General features: G+C 58.6%; 14 protein-coding genes. 7 read left to right on the plus strand and 7 right to left on the minus strand.

Annotated elements, in window-relative coordinates; genetic code table 11:
- Positions 1-8 precede the first annotated feature (8 nt).
- The 5 genes from WG219_19780 (at position 9) to WG219_19800 (ending at position 6371) form a co-directional block, all read left to right on the plus strand.
- A complete protein-coding gene (locus tag WG219_19780) occupies positions 9-605 on the plus strand; it encodes a 5-formyltetrahydrofolate cyclo-ligase (protein WXL25509.1) in 597 nt (198 codons plus the stop codon).
- Between the two features lie 297 nt (positions 606-902).
- The gene (locus WG219_19785) at positions 903-1352 is read left to right on the plus strand and encodes an EVE domain-containing protein (GenBank protein ID WXL25510.1); all 450 of its coding nucleotides are present in this window, start codon (positions 903-905) and stop codon (positions 1350-1352) included.
- A 90-nt stretch (positions 1353-1442) separates the two neighbouring features.
- Complete coding sequence (locus WG219_19790; GenBank protein WXL25511.1) at positions 1443-2513, plus strand: HlyD family efflux transporter periplasmic adaptor subunit; 1071 nt, start codon at positions 1443-1445, stop codon at positions 2511-2513.
- Positions 2510-5245 (plus strand): ribosome-associated ATPase/putative transporter RbbA, encoded by a 2736-nt coding sequence (gene rbbA / locus WG219_19795; GenBank protein WXL25512.1) that lies wholly within the window; start codon positions 2510-2512, stop codon positions 5243-5245. Before WG219_19790 ends, rbbA begins: the two co-directional genes overlap by 4 nt.
- 1 nt (position 5246) lies before the next feature.
- A complete protein-coding gene (locus WG219_19800) occupies positions 5247-6371 on the plus strand; it encodes an ABC transporter permease (GenBank protein WXL25513.1) in 1125 nt (374 codons plus the stop codon).
- A gap of 11 nt (positions 6372-6382) precedes the next feature.
- On the opposite strand, the gene WG219_19805 is transcribed toward WG219_19800, so the two are convergent.
- Positions 6383-6781: a flagellar basal body-associated FliL family protein gene (locus WG219_19805; protein ID WXL25514.1), complete on the minus strand. Its 399-nt coding sequence runs from the start codon at positions 6779-6781 to the stop codon at positions 6383-6385.
- Between the two features lie 319 nt (positions 6782-7100).
- Between WG219_19805 and WG219_19810 the strand changes: the two genes are divergently transcribed.
- Both WG219_19810 and glpT read left to right on the plus strand, forming a co-directional pair.
- Positions 7101-8081 carry an NADPH:quinone oxidoreductase family protein gene (locus WG219_19810; GenBank protein WXL25515.1) on the plus strand — a complete coding sequence of 327 codons (981 nt, stop codon included), beginning with the start codon at positions 7101-7103 and terminating at the stop codon, positions 8079-8081.
- A gap of 151 nt (positions 8082-8232) precedes the next feature.
- Positions 8233-9564 (plus strand): glycerol-3-phosphate transporter, encoded by a 1332-nt coding sequence (gene glpT, locus WG219_19815; protein WXL25516.1) that lies wholly within the window; start codon positions 8233-8235, stop codon positions 9562-9564.
- A 17-nt stretch (positions 9565-9581) separates the two neighbouring features.
- Here the strand turns inward: glpT and WG219_19820 are convergent, their stop codons facing one another.
- From WG219_19820 to WG219_19845, 6 genes are all read right to left on the minus strand, one after another.
- Entirely contained in the window at positions 9582-10547 is a 966-nt protein-coding gene (locus WG219_19820) for a CDP-6-deoxy-delta-3,4-glucoseen reductase (protein WXL25517.1), read from the minus strand.
- Positions 10547-12013: a 4-hydroxy-3-polyprenylbenzoate decarboxylase gene (gene ubiD, locus WG219_19825; protein WXL25518.1), complete on the minus strand. Its 1467-nt coding sequence runs from the start codon at positions 12011-12013 to the stop codon at positions 10547-10549. Before ubiD ends, WG219_19820 begins: the two co-directional genes overlap by 1 nt.
- A gap of 94 nt (positions 12014-12107) precedes the next feature.
- Positions 12108-14198 (minus strand): HlyD family efflux transporter periplasmic adaptor subunit, encoded by a 2091-nt coding sequence (locus WG219_19830; protein WXL25519.1) that lies wholly within the window; start codon positions 14196-14198, stop codon positions 12108-12110.
- On the minus strand, positions 14198-15547 hold the full coding sequence (locus tag WG219_19835; GenBank protein WXL25520.1) for an HlyD family efflux transporter periplasmic adaptor subunit: 1350 nt from the start codon (positions 15545-15547) through the stop codon (positions 14198-14200). Before WG219_19835 ends, WG219_19830 begins: the two co-directional genes overlap by 1 nt.
- A complete protein-coding gene (locus tag WG219_19840; protein ID WXL25521.1) occupies positions 15544-16320 on the minus strand; it encodes an efflux RND transporter periplasmic adaptor subunit in 777 nt (258 codons plus the stop codon). Before WG219_19840 ends, WG219_19835 begins: the two co-directional genes overlap by 4 nt.
- Before the next feature lie 2 nt (positions 16321-16322).
- The gene (locus WG219_19845) at positions 16323-17855 is read right to left on the minus strand and encodes a TolC family protein (protein WXL25522.1); all 1533 of its coding nucleotides are present in this window, start codon (positions 17853-17855) and stop codon (positions 16323-16325) included.
- Positions 17856-17880 lie beyond the last annotated feature (25 nt).

A 17880-nucleotide genomic window follows, 5' to 3' on the forward strand; every position in this document is an offset into this window, starting at 1 on the left:
CTTTTAAGATGTTCGACAGCACTTCGCTCAGTCGCCCTCAGTTACGCCGCCAGCTACGCGCCGCGCGCCGCGCACTACCCCCTGCGGCTCAACGTAAGGCCGCACAAGACCTGTACCGGCAACTGGCCCATCACCCTCTTTTTCACCGCGCCCGCCACATTGCCCTGTACCTGCCGAACGATGGCGAGATTGATCCACGCCCATTGCTGCGCGCCGCACAAAAACGCGGAAAAGCCACTTACCTTCCAGTCCTCAGCCCCTGGCCGCGCACTAAGATGGTTTTTCAACGCATTCGCCCTGGCGAACACATGGTAAAGAACCGTTTTGGCATTCACGAGCCGGCACGCAACCTCGCGCAACAGCGCAAAGTCTGGACGCTGGATTTGGTGTTGTTACCGCTTGTGGGTTTCGACTGCTATGGTGGGCGTCTGGGCATGGGAGGTGGGTTCTATGACAGAAGCCTGGCCTATCGCAGCCGACGCAAATGCTGGAACAAACCGGTGTTACTGGGGCTGGCGCATAAATGTCAGCAGGTTGACCGCTTGAGCATGGCCAGTTGGGATGTGCCGCTACAGGGCACCGTGACAGATAAGGGCTGGTATTAAGCAGGTACCGGTATCAGTACCTGCTCACAAACGCTCAGCCTGCGCTTACTGCGACACCTGCAGTTGAGCAGGTGATGTATCACTACGCTGACTCCAAAGACCTTCGGTATACCCCGTTGTTACCACCCCCAGGCCAAACACTAATACTAGAACCCAAAGCAGATCTGGCTTGCGTTTCATACTACAGATTTCCCTCTGTTGCTCAGCGCGGTGAACCCGCGTCGCATAGTTGTAAGTCGATCCCTGCGGTAGCACTTTTTACCGCGCCATAATGACTCTAGAACAGGAGCAAAGTTCATGCCTTATTGGCTAATGAAATCAGAACCCGACGAACTTTCGATTCACGATTTACAACGGCTTGAGCAAGCGCGCTGGGACGGGGTTCGCAACTATCAGGCGCGCAACTTCGTACGCAGCATGCAGCCTGGCGACCAGTTCTTCTTTTATCACTCAAGCTGCCCGGAACCGGGCATTGCCGGTATCGGGCGTATCATTTCGGAATACTACCCAGACCCGACCGCGTTACAGCCTGACAGTCACTACTTCGATGCCAAAGCCAGCGCCGAAAAAAATCCTTGGAGCGCCATTGATGTGTGTTTTGTAGAAGCCTTCAAGCGTGTTATTCCACTGGCTCATCTTAAAGCTCAGACGGCCCTGATTGAGTTGCCACTGGTACAGAAAGGGACGCGCCTGTCGGTGATGCCTGTGACAGAAGAACAGTGGCAAGCCATTCTCCTCATGCGCTAGAGCCTTCTGGTACGATCGTTTGACTGATGTCAGCTTGGGTTTCGCTTCCAAGTGGCACACTGAACCAAACGATCTGGAACCAGCTGCCCCATGAGCAAACCCAACAATCTCGTGTTAAGAGGCATTGCCTTACTCCTCGTCATCGGCGCTGCAACAGGCCTTTGGTACGAACTGCGCCCTACGGGGCTTGGTGATGGATTTACCAGCGGTAACGGGCGAATCGAAGCGACAGAAGTTGATATCGCAAGCAAGCTGGGCGGCAGAGTCGCCAGCATTGAGGTTGAAGAGGGCCAGATGCTGGAGCCAGGCCAACGGGTCGCCCGTATGGACACCCAGAGCCTGAATGCCCAGCTACAACAAGCGCAGGCCCAAGTACGACAAGCTGAAAGTGCAGCACGTACGGCCGCTGCTCAGGTGCAACTACGCGAGAGTGAAAAAGCCACAGCACAAGCTATCGTGCAACAGCGACAGGCCGAGCTGAATGCCGCGCAGAAACGTCACAGCCGCAGCGCCACGCTGGTTAAGCGTAATGCGCTGCCGCAGCAAACGCTGGATGACGATCTGGCCCGGCTGCAAAGCGCTCAAGCGGCTCTGGCCGCAGCCCACGCCCAAGTGGCCTCTGCAAGTGCCGGTATCGCGGCGGCCCATGCCCAAGCTGAAGAAGCCAGCTCCGCCATTGAGGCAGCCAAAGCCATCGTCGGACGCCTGCAAGCGGATATCGACGACAGCGAGCTTAAAACCCCTCGCGCCGGGCGGGTGCAATACCGTATTGCCCAGCCCGGTGAAGTGCTCGGAGCTGGTGGCAAGGTGGTCAATCTGGTCGATCTGTCCGACGTTTACATGACCTTCTTCCTACCCGAACGGGTGGCTGGCCAAGTTGCATTGGGTAGCGAAGCACGTCTGGTGATCGATGCCGCACCGCACTACGTCATTCCGGCCAAAGTCAGCTTTGTCGCCAGTGTGGCGCAGTTCACCCCCAAAACCGTGGAGACGACCAGTGAGCGGGAAAAACTCATGTTCCGGGTCAAAGCACGCATCGACCCGGAGCTGCTGCAACGTCACCTGGCTTACGTCAAAACCGGCGTACCGGGTATGGCCTACCTGAAGCTGGACCCGGAACAAGAATGGCCTGAGCACCTGTCGATCAAGGTTCCGCAATGACCACAGCACCAGCCCCGATAGCCCGGCTGGACAAGGTTTCTCTGCGCTACGGCAACACCCAGGCCTTGGCTGAGATCAGCCTGACGGTTCCGGCACAGCGCATGGTCGGCCTGATCGGGCCGGATGGTGTAGGCAAATCCAGCCTGCTGGCCCTGATTGCCGGTGCCCGCAAAATCCAGACAGGCCAGATCGAAGTCCTCGGCGGTGATATGCGCAGCCGTCGGCATCGCAGGCTGGTTTGCCCGCAGATTGCGTACATGCCACAAGGCTTGGGCAAAAATCTGTACCCGACGCTGTCGGTGCTGGAGAACCTGCACTTCTTCGGCCGCCTGTTCGGTCTTGATGCCGAAGAGCGCAACCAGCGCATTGCCGACCTGCTGCGCAGCACCGGTATGAGCGCCTTCGGTGAGCGCCCGGCAGGCAAACTCTCTGGAGGCATGAAACAGAAGCTGGGGCTGTGCTGCGCACTGATCCACGACCCTGACCTGCTGATTTTGGATGAACCCACAACCGGGGTTGATCCTCTTTCCCGCGATCAGTTCTGGCGCCTGATCCAACGTATCCGCCAGCAGCGCCCACAGATGGGAGTGTTGGTCGCCACGGCCTATATGGATGAAGCCGCCCGCTTCGACCACTTGGTGGCCATGGATAGCGGCCGTATTCTCGCTGAAGGCAGCCCCACGGAATTGCTGCAAAATACCGGTTGCAATGACCTTGAGTCTGCCTTCATCGCCCTGTTGCCGGAAGAAAAACGCCGCGCTCACCGCGCCCTGGAGATTCTGCCCAGGCAGAACGCAGGCAGCGGCGATATCGCCATTGAGGCCCGCGACCTGACCTGCCGTTTCGGCGATTTTGTCGCGGTGGATCACGTTAACTTCCGCATTGAGCGCGGCGAAATCTTCGGCTTCCTCGGCTCCAACGGCTGCGGTAAAAGCACCACCATGAAAATGCTCACAGGCTTGCAGTCGGCCAGCGAGGGCGAGTCTTTTCTGTTTGGCCAGAGCATTAACCCGAATGACATGAGCACCCGCCAGCGGGTTGGCTATATGTCCCAGGCGTTCTCCCTATACGGCGAGCTGAGCGTGCAGCAGAACCTGGATTTGCATGCCCGCTTGTTCCATGTCCCCAGCAATGAGCTGGAGGCCCGCATCGAAGAAATGGCCCGCCGCTTTGATCTGGCGGATGTCATGGACATGCTTCCCGGCAGCCTGCCGTTAGGCATTCGCCAGCGCCTGTCGCTGGCAGTGGCGGTTATCCACAAGCCGGAAATCCTGATCCTTGATGAGCCCACCTCCGGGGTTGATCCGGTGGCGCGAGATACGTTCTGGCAGTTGATGCTGGACCTGTCACGCGAGGATGGCGTGACCATTTTCATCTCCACCCACTTTATGAACGAAGCCCAGCGCTGCGACCGTATCTCCCTGATGCACGCCGGCAAAGTGCTGGACAGTGACACGCCGCAAGGCCTGATGAACAAGCGCGGCCTGCCAACCCTTGAGGCGACCTTTATCGCCTACTTGGAAGAGGCCGCCGGGCTGGCGGGAAAACCAGAAGAAAGCCCACCGGCCTCCCAGCAGGCGAGCAGCCACAGCGCTAACCTGCGCCAGCGCTTCAGCCTGCGCCGCCTGTTCAGCTACGCCCTGCGCGAATCCCTGGAGCTGCGCCGCGACCCCATCCGCGGCACCATGGCCTTGCTCGGCACAGTACTGCTGCTGTTTATCATCGGTTACGGCATCAGCATGGATGTCGAAGACCTGAGTTTTGCTGTCCTCGACCGTGACCAGACCACTACGAGTCAGGCCTACACCCTGTCTCTGTCAGGTTCACGCTATTTCATCGAGCAGCCACCGCTGCACAGCTACGAAGAGCTGGACCGACGCCTGCGTGACGGCAGTATCAGCCTGGCAGTGGAAATCCCACCCAACTTTGGCCGCGACCTTAAACGCGGTGATGTTCCGCAAATCGGCGTATGGGTTGATGGCGCCATGCCAACCCGTGCCGAAACCATCAAAGGCTACGTGCAGGGCATTCATACAACCTACCTGCAGGAACTTGCCCGCACCTCAACAACCGGCAGCGCAGCCAGCCCGGCCGGGATTGAAGTGCGCTATCGCTACAACCCGGATGTGGAAAGCCTGAAAGCCATGGTGCCTGCAGTCATTCCCATGCTGTTGATGCTGATCCCGGCGATGCTCACGGCCCTGGGCGTAGTACGGGAAAAAGAACTGGGTTCCATCATCAACCTGTACGTCACTCCGGTGACGCGACTGGAGTTCCTGCTGGGCAAGCAATTGCCTTATATCGGGCTGGGCATGATCAACTTTGTTCTGCTGGTGATATTGGCCATAACCGTTTTCAACGTGCCGCTTAAAGGCAGCGTTCTCACCCTATTGATCGGGGGGCTGCTCTACATCATCTGCGCCACGGCCATGGGGCTGCTGATGTCGACCTTCACCACAAGCCAGATTGCCGCCGTGTTCGGCACAGCGATCATCACCCTGCTGCCTGCCATTCAGTTTTCCGGCCTGATATACCCAGTGGCGACACTGGAAGGGTTCGGCGCACTGATCGGACAGATTTACCCCACTTCTCACTTTCTGGTGATCAGCCGGGGCGTGTTCTCCAAGGCGCTAGGGCTGGCCGACCTGTACGGCTACTTTATCCCCCTGCTGCTGACCATCCCGTTACTGCTGGCGGTGTGTGTCAGCCTGCTGAAAAAGCAGGAGGCCTGAGATGCGCAAACTACTCAACATCTTCAATCTTGGCCTGAAAGAGCTGCGCAGTCTGCAACGGGATTACGCCTTACTGTTGCTGATTATCTGGTCGTTCAGCATGGGGGTTTACTCCTCTGCCAGCAGCATGCCGGAAAGCCTGCATAACGCCTCACTGGCCGTCGTCGATGAGGATCGCTCGCAGCTTTCCGAACGCATCATCCATGCTTTCCAGCCCCCCTATTTCCGCCCACCGCAGCGCATCGACCTGAACGAAATGGATCGCGGCATGGACGCAGGGCAATACACCTTTACCCTGAATATTCCGCCCAACTTTCAGCGCGACTTGCTCGCCGGACGCTCCCCCACCGCGCAACTGAACGTGGATGCCACCCAGGTTAGTTCAGCCTTTACCGGCGCCGGTTATATCCAGAGCATTGCCGCCGATGAAGTGGCCGAGTTTGTACGCAGTTACCGGGCGACCTTACCCCAGCAAGCCGAACTGGCCGTGCGGGTAGCCTTCAACCCAAACCTGACGCGGGCCTGGTTTGGCTCGGTGATGGAGGTGATCAACCAGATCACCATGCTCTCGATCATCCTCACCGGCGCAGCACTGATCCGCGAGCGCGAGCATGGCACCGTCGAGCACCTGCTGGTGATGCCCGTTACACCGCTGGAGATCATGCTGGCCAAAGTCTGGTCAATGGGCCTTGTCGTACTCAGTGCAGCCGCTTTGTCTCTGACACTGGTGGTGCAAGGCTGGCTGAATGTGCCGATTGAAGGCTCAGTCGCGCTGTTCCTGTTCGGCGCAGCGCTGCATCTGTTTGCCACCACCTCAATGGGAATATTTTTCGGCACGGTGGCCCGGTCTATGCCGCAGCTGGGTCTGCTGATCATTCTGGTGCTGTTGCCCCTGCAGATTCTCTCTGGCGGCACCACACCACGGGAGAGCATGCCTGAAGTGGTGCAGCACCTGATGCTGGCAGCGCCGACCACGCACTTTGTGGCGCTGGCGCAGGCGATACTCTATCGCGGGGCAGGGCTGTCGATTGTGTGGCCTCAACTGCTGGCAATCGCAGGCGTTGGGGCGCTGTTCTTTATTGCCGCACTCACCCGCTTCCGCCGAACCTTGGCACAGATGGCCTGATTGCTCGGCCCTTACTGAACAATCAGGTTGTTGAACAGCAGGTCCTCAACCAACGGCAGACCTTCTTCCTCAGTCAGTACGCTCTGCACCTGCTTCAATGCTTCCATGCGTAATGCTTCACGGGCGCCCGGTGCAGACATGGCTTCATCCGTCTGCTGCGAGAAAAGCATCACCAGTTGGTTGCGAATCAATGGCTCGTGGTGCTTCACCTTCGCCTCGACCTCAGCATTGGGAACACGAAGGGAGATATCCGCCTTGTAGAACTTCATGCGCGGACCATTACCGAAGTTTCCGACAAACGCCGGCACCATGGTCACATAGGAAACTTTCGGAACCGATTTATCGTCCTCCTGAGCAGCAGCCAACGCAGGCAGAGACAGAGCCAACAGCAACATCATCAGGGCTTTCACGGACTATTTCCTCAGCATGTAAACGGCAGACACATTGGTTGCAGAGCCTAGGCTCCGTACGAAAAGTCTCCGAGCGAAGATCAGGCGAGGCAAAAAACGGTGAGGAAGCGGAGTTTACAAGTGGTAAATGAGCATTCCGAACCGTTTTTTAACGAAGCATCATCGAGCGCAGGCACTTTTCGTGCAGAGCCTAGCATAGCCACTGCCTGGCCAGCATCGACAGCCGGACTTATGCACAACCATCAGGAACAGGCATGCTCGTTGACCTCCCTCTGGTCGAACCTAAACTGGGATGCATCTATAAAGGAGGAAGCGCCCGATGAAAGCCGTGCTGTGCAAAGCCTTCGGCCCTGCCGAAACGCTGGTTGTGGAAGAAACCGCCAGCCCCGTTGCCAAAGGCAACGAAGTGCTGATTGATGTTCATGCTGCGGGCGTCAACTTCCCAGATACCCTGATTATCGAAGGCAAATACCAGTTCAAACCGCCCTTCCCGTTCTCACCGGGCGGTGAAGCTGCCGGTGTTGTCAGCGCTGTGGGAGATAAAGTCAGCCACCTGAAAGTCGGAGACCGTGTCATGGCGCTGACGGGCTGGGGCAGTTTTGCCGAGCAAGTTGCCGTGCCCGCCTACAACGTATTGCCCATGCCAGGCTCAATGGATTTTTCCACTGCGGCAGCCTTCAGCATGACCTACGGCACCTCGATGCACGCCCTTAAACAGCGCGCGAACCTGCAAGCCGGTGAAACCCTGCTGGTATTGGGCGCCTCTGGCGGCGTGGGCCTGGCCGCGGTGGAAATCGGCAAGGCTCTGGGTGCCAAGGTAATTGCAGCCGCCAGCAGCGCGGAGAAACTGGCCGTGGCCAAGGCCGCAGGTGCCGATGAGCTGATCAACTATAAAGACAGCAGCCTGAAAGACGAGATCAAACGCCTCACCGGCGGCAAGGGCGTGGATGTGATTTACGACCCCGTCGGCGGCGACTTGTTTGAAGAAGCCTTCCGTTCGATTGCCTGGAACGGCCGCTTCCTTGTGGTCGGCTTTGCCGCTGGCGGCGGCATCCCAGCCCTGCCGGCCAACTTGCCGCTGCTCAAGGGAGCCTCGTTGGTGGGCGTATTCTGGGGCGCGTTTGCCCAACGCCAACCGCAGGACAACGCCGCCAACTTCCAGCAACTGTTCGCCTGGCACGCGCAAGGCAAACTCAAACCGCTGGTATCACAGACCTTCCCGCTAGCTGAGGCTGCCAAAGCCATCGACACCCTCGGCCAGCGTAAGGCAGTGGGCAAGTTGGTTATCAGCGTTCGCTAACATTGCGGGCTCTGGCTCACAGCCAGAGCCCATTCTCTGTTGCAGCCCCGCAGGCTGATTTTTTTACCCCTGCCCCTACTGCCCGCTCCGATAAAACAGTACTGTTCCGCCCCCGCACTGGATGCACCAAAAATGACTAGGGAGTTAGTCCATGTTTGCTTTCTTTCGCCCTGCGCCGCATCAGCCGTCCATTCCGGCTGAACAGGTAGACAGCCATTACCGGCGTCTGCGCTGGCAGATCTTCGCTGGCATTTTTATCGGCTACGCCGGTTACTACCTGCTGCGCAAAAATTTCTCGCTGGCCATGCCTTATCTAATTGAAGAGGACGGTTACACCCGCGGCCAGCTGGGCCTGGCCATGTCAGCAATTGCCATCGCCTACGGCTTGTCCAAGTTCATCATGGGCATGGTTTCAGACCGCTCCAATCCACGGATCTTTCTGCCCTTTGGTTTGCTGATTTCAGCAGGCGTGATGCTGCTGATGGGCTTTAGCCATTGGGCTACGTCCAGCGTGGCGATCATGTTCGTGCTGCTGTTTATCAACGGATGGGCACAGGGCATGGGCTGGCCCCCAAGCGGACGCACTATGGTGCACTGGTGGTCGCAGAAAGAGCGCGGCGGCGTGGTGTCCGTGTGGAACGTGGCGCACAACGTCGGCGGCGGCCTGATCGGCCCGCTGTTTCTGCTCGGGCTGTTCCTGTTTGCCGACTGGCGCTCCGCCTTCTACCTGCCTGCATTTGTCGCCATTGCCGTGGCCCTGTTTGCCTATGTGACCATGCGCGACACGCCACAATCCTGCGGCCTGCCGCCGGTTGAGCAGTACAAGAATGATTATCCGGAAGGCTATAGCGAGCAACACGAGCAGGAGCTGTCGGCCAAAGAGATCTTTGTCACCTATGTACTGCGCAACAAGCTGCTGTGGTACATCGCCTTTGCCAACGTATTTGTCTACCTGCTGCGCTACGGCGTACTGGACTGGGCACCGACGTATTTGAAAGAGGCCAAGGGTTTCACGGTGGATAAGTCGTCCTGGGCCTATTTCCTCTACGAGTGGGCGGGTATTCCCGGCACCCTGCTGTGTGGCTGGCTATCGGACAAACTGTTCAAAGGCAACCGCGGCGCTACCGGCGTGGTGTTTATGTTGCTGGTGACCGTCGGCACACTGATCTACTGGCTCAATCCGGCTGGCAATCCGGGCGTGGACATGGCAGCGCTGGTGATGATCGGATTTCTGATCTACGGCCCGGTCATGCTCATTGGCTTGCAGGCCCTGGAACTGGTGCCGAAGAAGGCCGCAGGCACTGCAGCGGGTTTTACCGGACTGTTCGGTTATTTGGGTGGCTCGGTCGCCGCCAGCGCACTGGTCGGCTACACGGTGGATCACTTCGGTTGGGATGGCGGCTTTAAGCTGATGCTGGGTGCCTGCGTGCTGGCGATCCTGTTCCTCAGCCTGACTCTGCGTAAGAAACCCGCCGCTGTCTGACAGCGGCGGTCATGCCATCAGTTGCGGGGCGCGTAGGCAAATACGTCGGCACGCATCTGGTGGGCATCCATCCCGGCATCCACCAGCGCATCCAGAGTGGCATAGACCATGGCGGGTGAGCCGCTGGCATACACATGCAGCGCCTTGAGATCAGGGAAGTCCTGCGTCACGGCTTCATGCAGCAGGCCGCAACGCCCGGTCCAACCGCATTCGTCACTGACAACCTTGTGCAGGAACAGATTCGGCGTCTGCTGCCACTGCGCCCAATGTTCGATTTCATAGAAGTCGCTTGGGTTGCGCGCCCCCCAATACAGGTGCACGGGGTGAGCAAAGCCTGATTCGCGGCAATGTTCGATCAGGCTCTGCATCTGGCCCATGCCTGTGCCCGCAGCGAGCAGCACCAGCGGGCCATCCGGCAGCTCAGCCAAGTGGGTGTCGCCAAACGGCATTTTCACCCGCACCACTGATTTGCTGCGCAGCTGCTCGATCAAGGCAATGGCGGACTCTTCTCGGGCCAGCACATGCAGCTCCAGCAGGCGGCCGTTGTGCGGCGCCGATGCCAGGGAAAATGCCGAGTAATCGTCGCGGCGCTCCAGCAGCAGGTATTGCCCGGCATGGTAACGCACACGTTTACCGGCCGGTGCCTGCAAGCGCACTCGCACTACATCACCACCCATGTCATCGCAGGCCACCACCTGGCAGGCCATGTCCCGCACCGGCAACTCGCCCGGTGCCAACACGCCATCCCAATGCAGCACGCAATCCTCCAGCGGTTCAGCCAGGCAAGTGAACAACTCGCCCTGCCCCAGTTCGACACCGTCTTGCAACACTTTGCCTTCTACCAGCAGCGCGGCGCACACATGGCAATTGCCGTTGCGACAGCTCTGCGGGCAGTCATAACCTAACCGGCGCGCGGCATCGAGGATGCGCTCGCGGGGTTGAACTTCAAGTACCGCACCTGAAGGATTCAGGGTGACCTTCATTAATCAATTCCCAACTCAGACCACAGTGCATCAACGCGCTGCTTAACCGCTTCATCCTGGACAATTGCCCGTCCCCATTCGCGGCTGGTCTCGCCCGGCCACTTGTGGGTGGCATCCAGGCCCATCTTGGAACCCAACCCAGAGATCGGCGAGGCGAAGTCCAGATAGTCGATCGGTGTATTGTCGATCATCACCGTGTCACGTTTGGGGTCCATGCGCGTAGTGATCGCCCAGATCACATCGTTCCAGTCACGCGCGTTGATATCGTCATCGGTCACGATAACGAACTTGGTGTACATAAACTGTCGCAGGAACGACCACACCCCAAGCATCACGCGCTTAGCGTGGCCTGGGTACTGCTTCTTCATGGTCACGACGGCCATGCGGTAGGAGCAGCCTTCCGGCGGCAGGTAGAAATCAGTGATCTCCGGGAACTGCTTTTGCAGAATCGGTACGAACACTTCGTTCAGCGCAACGCCGAGAATGGCCGGTTCATCTGGCGGACGTCCGGTGTAGGTGCTGTGGTAGATCGGCTTCTGGCGGCGGGTGATGCGCTCCACGGTAAACACTGGGAAGCGGTCCACCTCGTTGTAATAACCGGTGTGGTCACCATACGGACCTTCATCGGCCATCTCACCGGGATGGATCACACCTTCAAGAACGATCTCCGCGCTGGCAGGCACTTGCAGGTCACTGCCGCGGGCTTTGATCAGCTCGGTTTTGTGTCCGCGCAACAGACCGGCGAAGGCGTATTCGGAGAGACTGTCCGGCACCGGCGTGACCGCGCCGAGAATAGTCGCCGGGTCAGCGCCCAAGGCGACCGCAACTGGATACGGCTTACCGGGATATTTCTCGCACCACTCGCGGAAATCCAACGCGCCGCCACGGTGGCTGAGCCAGCGCATGATGACCTTATTACGACCAATCACCTGCTGGCGATAGATGCCTAGGTTCTGCCGTTCTTTGTTCGGCCCTTTGGTGATGGTCAGGCCCCAGGTGATCAGAGGGCCGACGTCGCCTGGCCAGCAGGTTTGCACCGGCAACTTGTACAGATCGACATCATCACCTTCTTCGATCACCTCCTGACACGGCGCGTCCTTGAGGACTTTAGGCGCCATGTTGATGACCTTCTTGAAGATCGGCAGCTTGCTCCAGGCGTCTTTCAGACCTTTCGGCGGCTCTGGCTCTTTGAGAAAAGCCAGCAGTTTGCCGATTTCACGCAGCTCCGACACTTCCTCAGCGCCCATACCCAGCGCCACACGCTTAGGCGTGCCGAACAGGTTGCCCAGTACGGGGACGTCATACCCCGTGGGGTTTTCAAACAGCAGTGCCGGCCCGCCTTTGCGCAGGGTGCGGTCACAGATTTCGGTCATTTCCAGTACCGGGGAAACCGGAGTCTGAATGCGTTTGAGCTCACCGCGATTTTCCAATTCGCGGATGAAATCGCGCAGGTCGCGATACTGCATGCTGAGGTCTCGTGATGGAGAGCGGACTGTAAAGTTTACCGCTTAGCTGGGAGATTCCCCAACTACATATCGCCGGAAGGCTTTACCCCCTTGCTTAAAAACCGCTCTCACGCAGCAAAACCGCCGCAGCACTTTTAATCCCACTCCATAGCGGACTGACACTCTCAGCCTCAATGTGCACACTGCCTCGAGTTTGACGAAGTTCGTTCAGGGGCTGCGCCAGTTGCAGACGAACCCGGTACAGTGCCGCACTGGGCTCGGCCTCACGGCGGCTGGCATGGGTGGCGATCTGTCCGCCGTGACGGTCCGCCAACAGAGGAAGAACTAACTCACGCGCACGGGTGGTGTCGATCTCCAATACCTGAGCAGGAATCCACTCAAGGCTGTTCTCAGCACGGAAGCGGGCCTGATTGCCCAGTGCAATGCGCTGCACATCCTGCTGTTCCACATAGGCGTCCACCACCCAGGCCTGAGGGTCGACCAACACGCCCAGCGGCTGATCACTGGCGATCCAGACGCCCTCGCGCACCAGCGGATCGACATCCAGCCAGACACCGTCAAACTCGGCCAATATCCTCAACAGCGCGCCCTCCTCATGCACGGACGACAACTCCGCCATCTGCTCTTGCAGGCGCTCACGCAGGGCTGGCTGAGCAGCTATTCCATCTTCTTCCGCCAGCAAACCGCCGATGCGTTGATGCAGTGCCTGCAACGACGCCTCAGAACGGGCTGCGCGTAAATCCAAATCCCGCGCCGAGAACTCCACCAATTGCGTTCCCTGCTTCACTTCACCTGCCGCCCTCAGCGCTTGTAGTTGGGCGGGCAAAGGGGCAAACACCTGCTGTACGCGCTGTGGCTGCGCCACCGCCGGAGCCTCAACATCAAAGGTCCAGGGCATGGCCAGTAACGCCAAAGCAGCCAGGGACGCGCCGCCAATGGCACATCGTCTGCGAATACGCACTTCATCCCAGCGTTTAACCCACACACTGACCTCCGACCACACAGGCCGTCCAATAAACCAAATCAGCTCGACGCACAGCAGAAAAATCCCCAGCACTTTGAAAAAGAACAGGTACACGGCCAGGGCGATCCCCAAAAACATGACCAGCCGGTACAACCAAGTACAGAAGGCAAACAGAATCAGCCCCCGCCGCACGCGGGCTGGGAAAACCTCTGGATCAGGCTCGTTAAGACCAAGCAACGTGCGCCGCAACCAAGCACGAGCAAGTGCCCCGGAGCGTTCATGCAGGTTAGGGAAGTCGAGCAGATCGGAGAGGATGAAATACCCGTCAAAGCGCATAAACGGGCTCACATTCAAGGCCAGCGACAACACCCAACCCGTGGTGGCCAGATAGAGCATGGCCTGGCGCAGTGCACCGTCATCCAACAGCGCCCACGCTAAAGTGGCCACCCCTGCCAAGGCCATTTCCGTGCTGACGCCGGCCACCGAAATGGCTAGCCGCTGGCGGTGTGAACGCAGCCGCCAAGACTCTCCCGTGTCGGTGTAAAGCATGGGCCACATCACCAAGAAGGCCACCCCCATATGACCGACACGAACACCCAAGCGTGTTGCAACAAAGGCGTGACCTAATTCATGCAGCGTTTTTGAAAGCACCAGAGCCAAAGCAAAGCCGAACAGACCACTCGGGGTGAGCATGTCCATCACATCATGGGTAAATGTGTCCCACTGCCGCGCCACCAGCAATACGCCGGTTAGCGTCGCCAGTAGTAACAGGAACAGCGCCGTTGGCGTGAACAGCGGCGACACCCATGGCATCGCTCGCTCTAACGAGTGCTGGGGGCGAATCAGCGGTACCCGCAAAAACAGATAGTTGTGCAGCCACCAGCGCCAGTCACGCCAACCGTGATCGCGGGTTTTCTCCAACAAGCGCTGGCGGCCTTCAGCGCCAGGACGCAGCAGTTGGTTAAACTCCAGAAAACGGGCGAACTGTTCGACCTGCTCAGGCTCCACGCTGAGTGGCGTGTGTGCCTCGATATCAGCGGCAATTTGCTCAGGCTGGGCTGGCCAACGCAACAGACACTCATATTCCAACCAGCCAATGCGGAAGAAGCGATTGCTGACAGGGTCCTGAATCGCCCACATGGGTGCTCCACTGCGATCCGCACCGGACTCAAACAGTCGCAAGTCTTCACGCAGTGCAGACAGGCTGGAGGCCTGAGCCATCACCATCCACTTAACTCACGCAAACTGGCCAACGGCCGGCGCATCAGGTAGTAACCCAGCACGGTCCAGTCGCCATACACCTTGGCGGTGCCACGCAGGCCGATGCGGGCTTGTTCACTGGACGCGTCAAAGCGGGCACGCAAACGGTAACTGGCAATACCTTCGGCTGAAAGCTGAGCCTGATAACTGCTTTCAATCACACGGGCGCTCAATGGCGAGAGCGGCTGTACCGTCAGAAACAGGCGGACTTCAGCACCGGGCTGTAAAGTCACCGCATCCGCCACTGGTACTTCAATTAAAACGCCTGCGCTGGACGGCTCCGCCAGTTGCATGATGCGCTCGCCTGTTCGCACCGGCCGCCCGAGCCAGTCATCTGGGTCACTAAACACCACCACGCCAGCTTGCTCAGCACGCACATCCACCCGGCGCAACTGAGCCTGAACCTGAGCCAGCTCAGCGCGACGTTCCTGAGCGCGGCCATTGAGCAGGTTTAGCTCACTCTTGCTACGTGGATCGTCAAAGGCTTTCTGGGTGCTGGCCATCAACTCAGCATCGGCCACCGCCACAGATTGGATCAGCACGGCCTCTCGACTGCGCAAGGTCGTGTCATCTAGCGAGAACAGAAGATCGCCTGCCACGACCGCCTGATTCGGCCGCACGTGCAGGGTTTTGATCACGCCATCCATCGGCGCAGACAGCACTGTCGCATCCAGCGCTACCACTTCAGCAGGCGCCAGCAAGCTCTGCCGCACAGGCAGCAGCGGCACGGCCAGGCAACAGACAAGAATCACCAGACGCTGAACACGCCCGATTTTTTGCCAGCGCTTAAGAATGCCTTGGCGAGGTTTACCGGCCAGCATTTCCCAGCAGTATCCCCATGACTGCGCCAACTGCATAATTGCCTGATGCTGCGACTCGGCAGGAGCCTGCGCCATCAGGAAGCAGACCCACCCTAGCAGCCCCCCATCACGGCGCTTCAACGGAATGGCATACACGCCAAGCGGCCACCACTCAGCCCAACCCTCGATTAAATCAGGGGAGGCCTGCGACAGATCCTGCGCCACCAGCCAGGCTGGCTGCTCATTGAACCGCTGTTGCAGCTCCGGCCAGACTCGCTTCAACCAAACCAGATAGGGGCTGTCTTCACTCAATTTGGCCAACCCGGAGACACAGCTCAGGCGGGCACTGTTGCCATCGGCGCTAAACACCAGGGCTTGCTGAAAAGCCAGCAGTGCATAGCTGTCGTTAGCGACACTGAACTGCAGCTCTGCCACGTTGAGCGCTTGTCTGGCACGGGCCTCTAGCGCAGGCAGTATGACGGCCTGCGGTTGATCACTGTTGGTGTTCATAGCGACGCTGGCGTATCCGCAACAAACCGAGCCACACCACTCATGCCGGGCAGCAACTCAGCGGAGACCTCATCCAAGCGGCCCTCCAACTCAATGGTCTGCGCGACCGCATCCACACGGCCATTGATCGCTGTGACCTTGGCGCTATAGCTGCGCCCAGTCTCATCAATCTCAACACTGAACGGCGTGCCTGGGTTGATCTCGGACAACAAGCGTGACGGCACATTGAGGCGGATTTTCAGCGCACCGCTACTGACCAGCTCAACCAATGGCGCGCCGACATTGACGCCCTGATAAGGCTTAACGTGGGTTTTCACAACGCGCCCGTCAAACGGCGCGAGCACAGTGCAATGCGCCATTTGCGCGGTGCTCATGGCCACCGCAGCTTCACTGCGCCGCAGCTCTGTACGGGCCAGTGACACCTCCAGATCTCCAGCAGCGTCCAACTTGCGCAGATTGTCCTTAACTGAGAGGGTTTCTTTGGCGGAGTCACGCTCCGCCTGAGCCATCTTCAGACGAGCCTGAGCTTCAGCACAGTCAAAACCCACCAAAGTCTGTCCCTTCTTAACGGTGGCACCAAGACTCGCATTCAGCGTCGCAATCTGTCCCATCATCTGCGCCACCAAGGTGGTCTCGGTCTGCGCACTGAGCAATACACGAATAGCGTTGGGATCAGCCAGTACAGCGTCAGCATCATTCTGCGCCCAGCTGTGCGAGGCAACAGCAGCCAGGGCCAGGAGCACGATGCTGGCCCGTTTTGTACCTACACACATGCTTATAACGCCTTAGCGCTGGTGAATACCTGCTGCTGCCATTGATCGACAGTGCTCTGCATGGCCGCTGCCAGTGTTTTAACGTCGTTGCTTTCAATCACATCAGGCATCACATCCAGCCCCACCGAGTTGTACACCCGGCCCCAGGCTGCCTGAGCATTGGAGTAAGCAACATAGCGCTGGTATTCGGTGAGCAGCGCGCGGGCTTCGGCGCGGATCACTTCAAGTTCGGAGTCAAAGCGGCTTTGGGCTGCCGCACGAGCGTACTTGAGCAGACTCTGGTCGACACGCAAGCTCTCTTCGGCCATTTCCAGCTCAGCCAGCGACAGGTCGTAGCGCTGCACGCCCACGCGAACTTGCGTCAGCACCGCCATGGACAGAGACATACGACGCATGTCATCTGCCTCATTTTGCATCTCGTGCGAGCGTTTAAGCGACGGGTACTGCGACAGTTTAAGGATGTTCCATGACAGTCGAACGCCCACATCAGTCCAGTGACTGCTGTAGTTATAACGGTTACTGTCGTACTGCGGCCCGGCATCCACACTAAGGTTAGGCCAGAGCAACAGTTTGGCCGCTTTGATATCGTTTTCGGTGACACGCTTGCGATACCACTCCTCCATGATTTCCGGGCGTTTTTGCAGGGCCAGCAGTTCCAGCTGATCCAAGTTGGTCGGAGCTTGCGGCAGCACCTGCTCTTGCTCTTCGGCCAAACTGAACGCAGTGCCCGGCGGTAGAGACATCAGAGCTGCGAGTTCAGTTTTAGCCAGTTCGAGATCCTGACGACGCAGGGTCAGCAAGTTCACGGCATCGATCAATGCGCGCTGGTAAGCCAGCACTTGCGCCTGCGGCATCAGGCCCTGACGCTCAACCTCTTTAGCTTTGTTCAACGCGCGTTGCGACCGGGCCAGCAGGTCATCCACCTGATTCAGCAGCTTTTGTGCACCGACAGCGCGCCAGTAACTGTTGCGCACGTCCTGAATCACGTTCTGCGCCACTTTACGCCGACGCTCCTCAGCCATCAGCACCTGATCCGCCTTTTGCTGCGCGCGGTAGTACGACACGCCAAAGTCCAGCGCACTCCAGGAGAAGTTCAGATTACCCAGGTAACGCTCACGCTCCTGGCTGGTGGATGCCCGTAAGCTTTCTTGGCGATCTTCTATGCCAATGGAAGTGCCACCAGAATCATTGCTGCGCCATGAATAACCGGCCCCCGCCACCACCCGAGGCAGCATCTCATGCAACGAAGACTCGTGCAGGTTCTGACTGAGGGCGTTTTCCATCAGCTTCAGGCGATAATCCAGGTTGTACTTCAGCGCCCGGGCAGCGGCCTCATGAAAAGTAATCGGCGCTAACACCGGCTCCTGCTCGGCAAACATGCCCTGGCGGTCAACCTGAACCCGGTTACGCACTTCTTCGTCGCTGTATGGCACTGGGCTCAGCGCTCCGCAACCTGCCAGCATGAGCGCCACCAGTAAGGGGGCCACTGGACGCAGACCTCTGGTTTTTACCACTTGCGTGTTCGTTACAAACATAAGCTTTCTCTTAGGAATACTGTTA

The organism is Pseudomonas mendocina (genome assembly GCA_037482215.1).
GTDB classification, from domain to species: Bacteria; Pseudomonadota; Gammaproteobacteria; order Pseudomonadales; family Pseudomonadaceae; genus Aquipseudomonas; species Aquipseudomonas mendocina_E.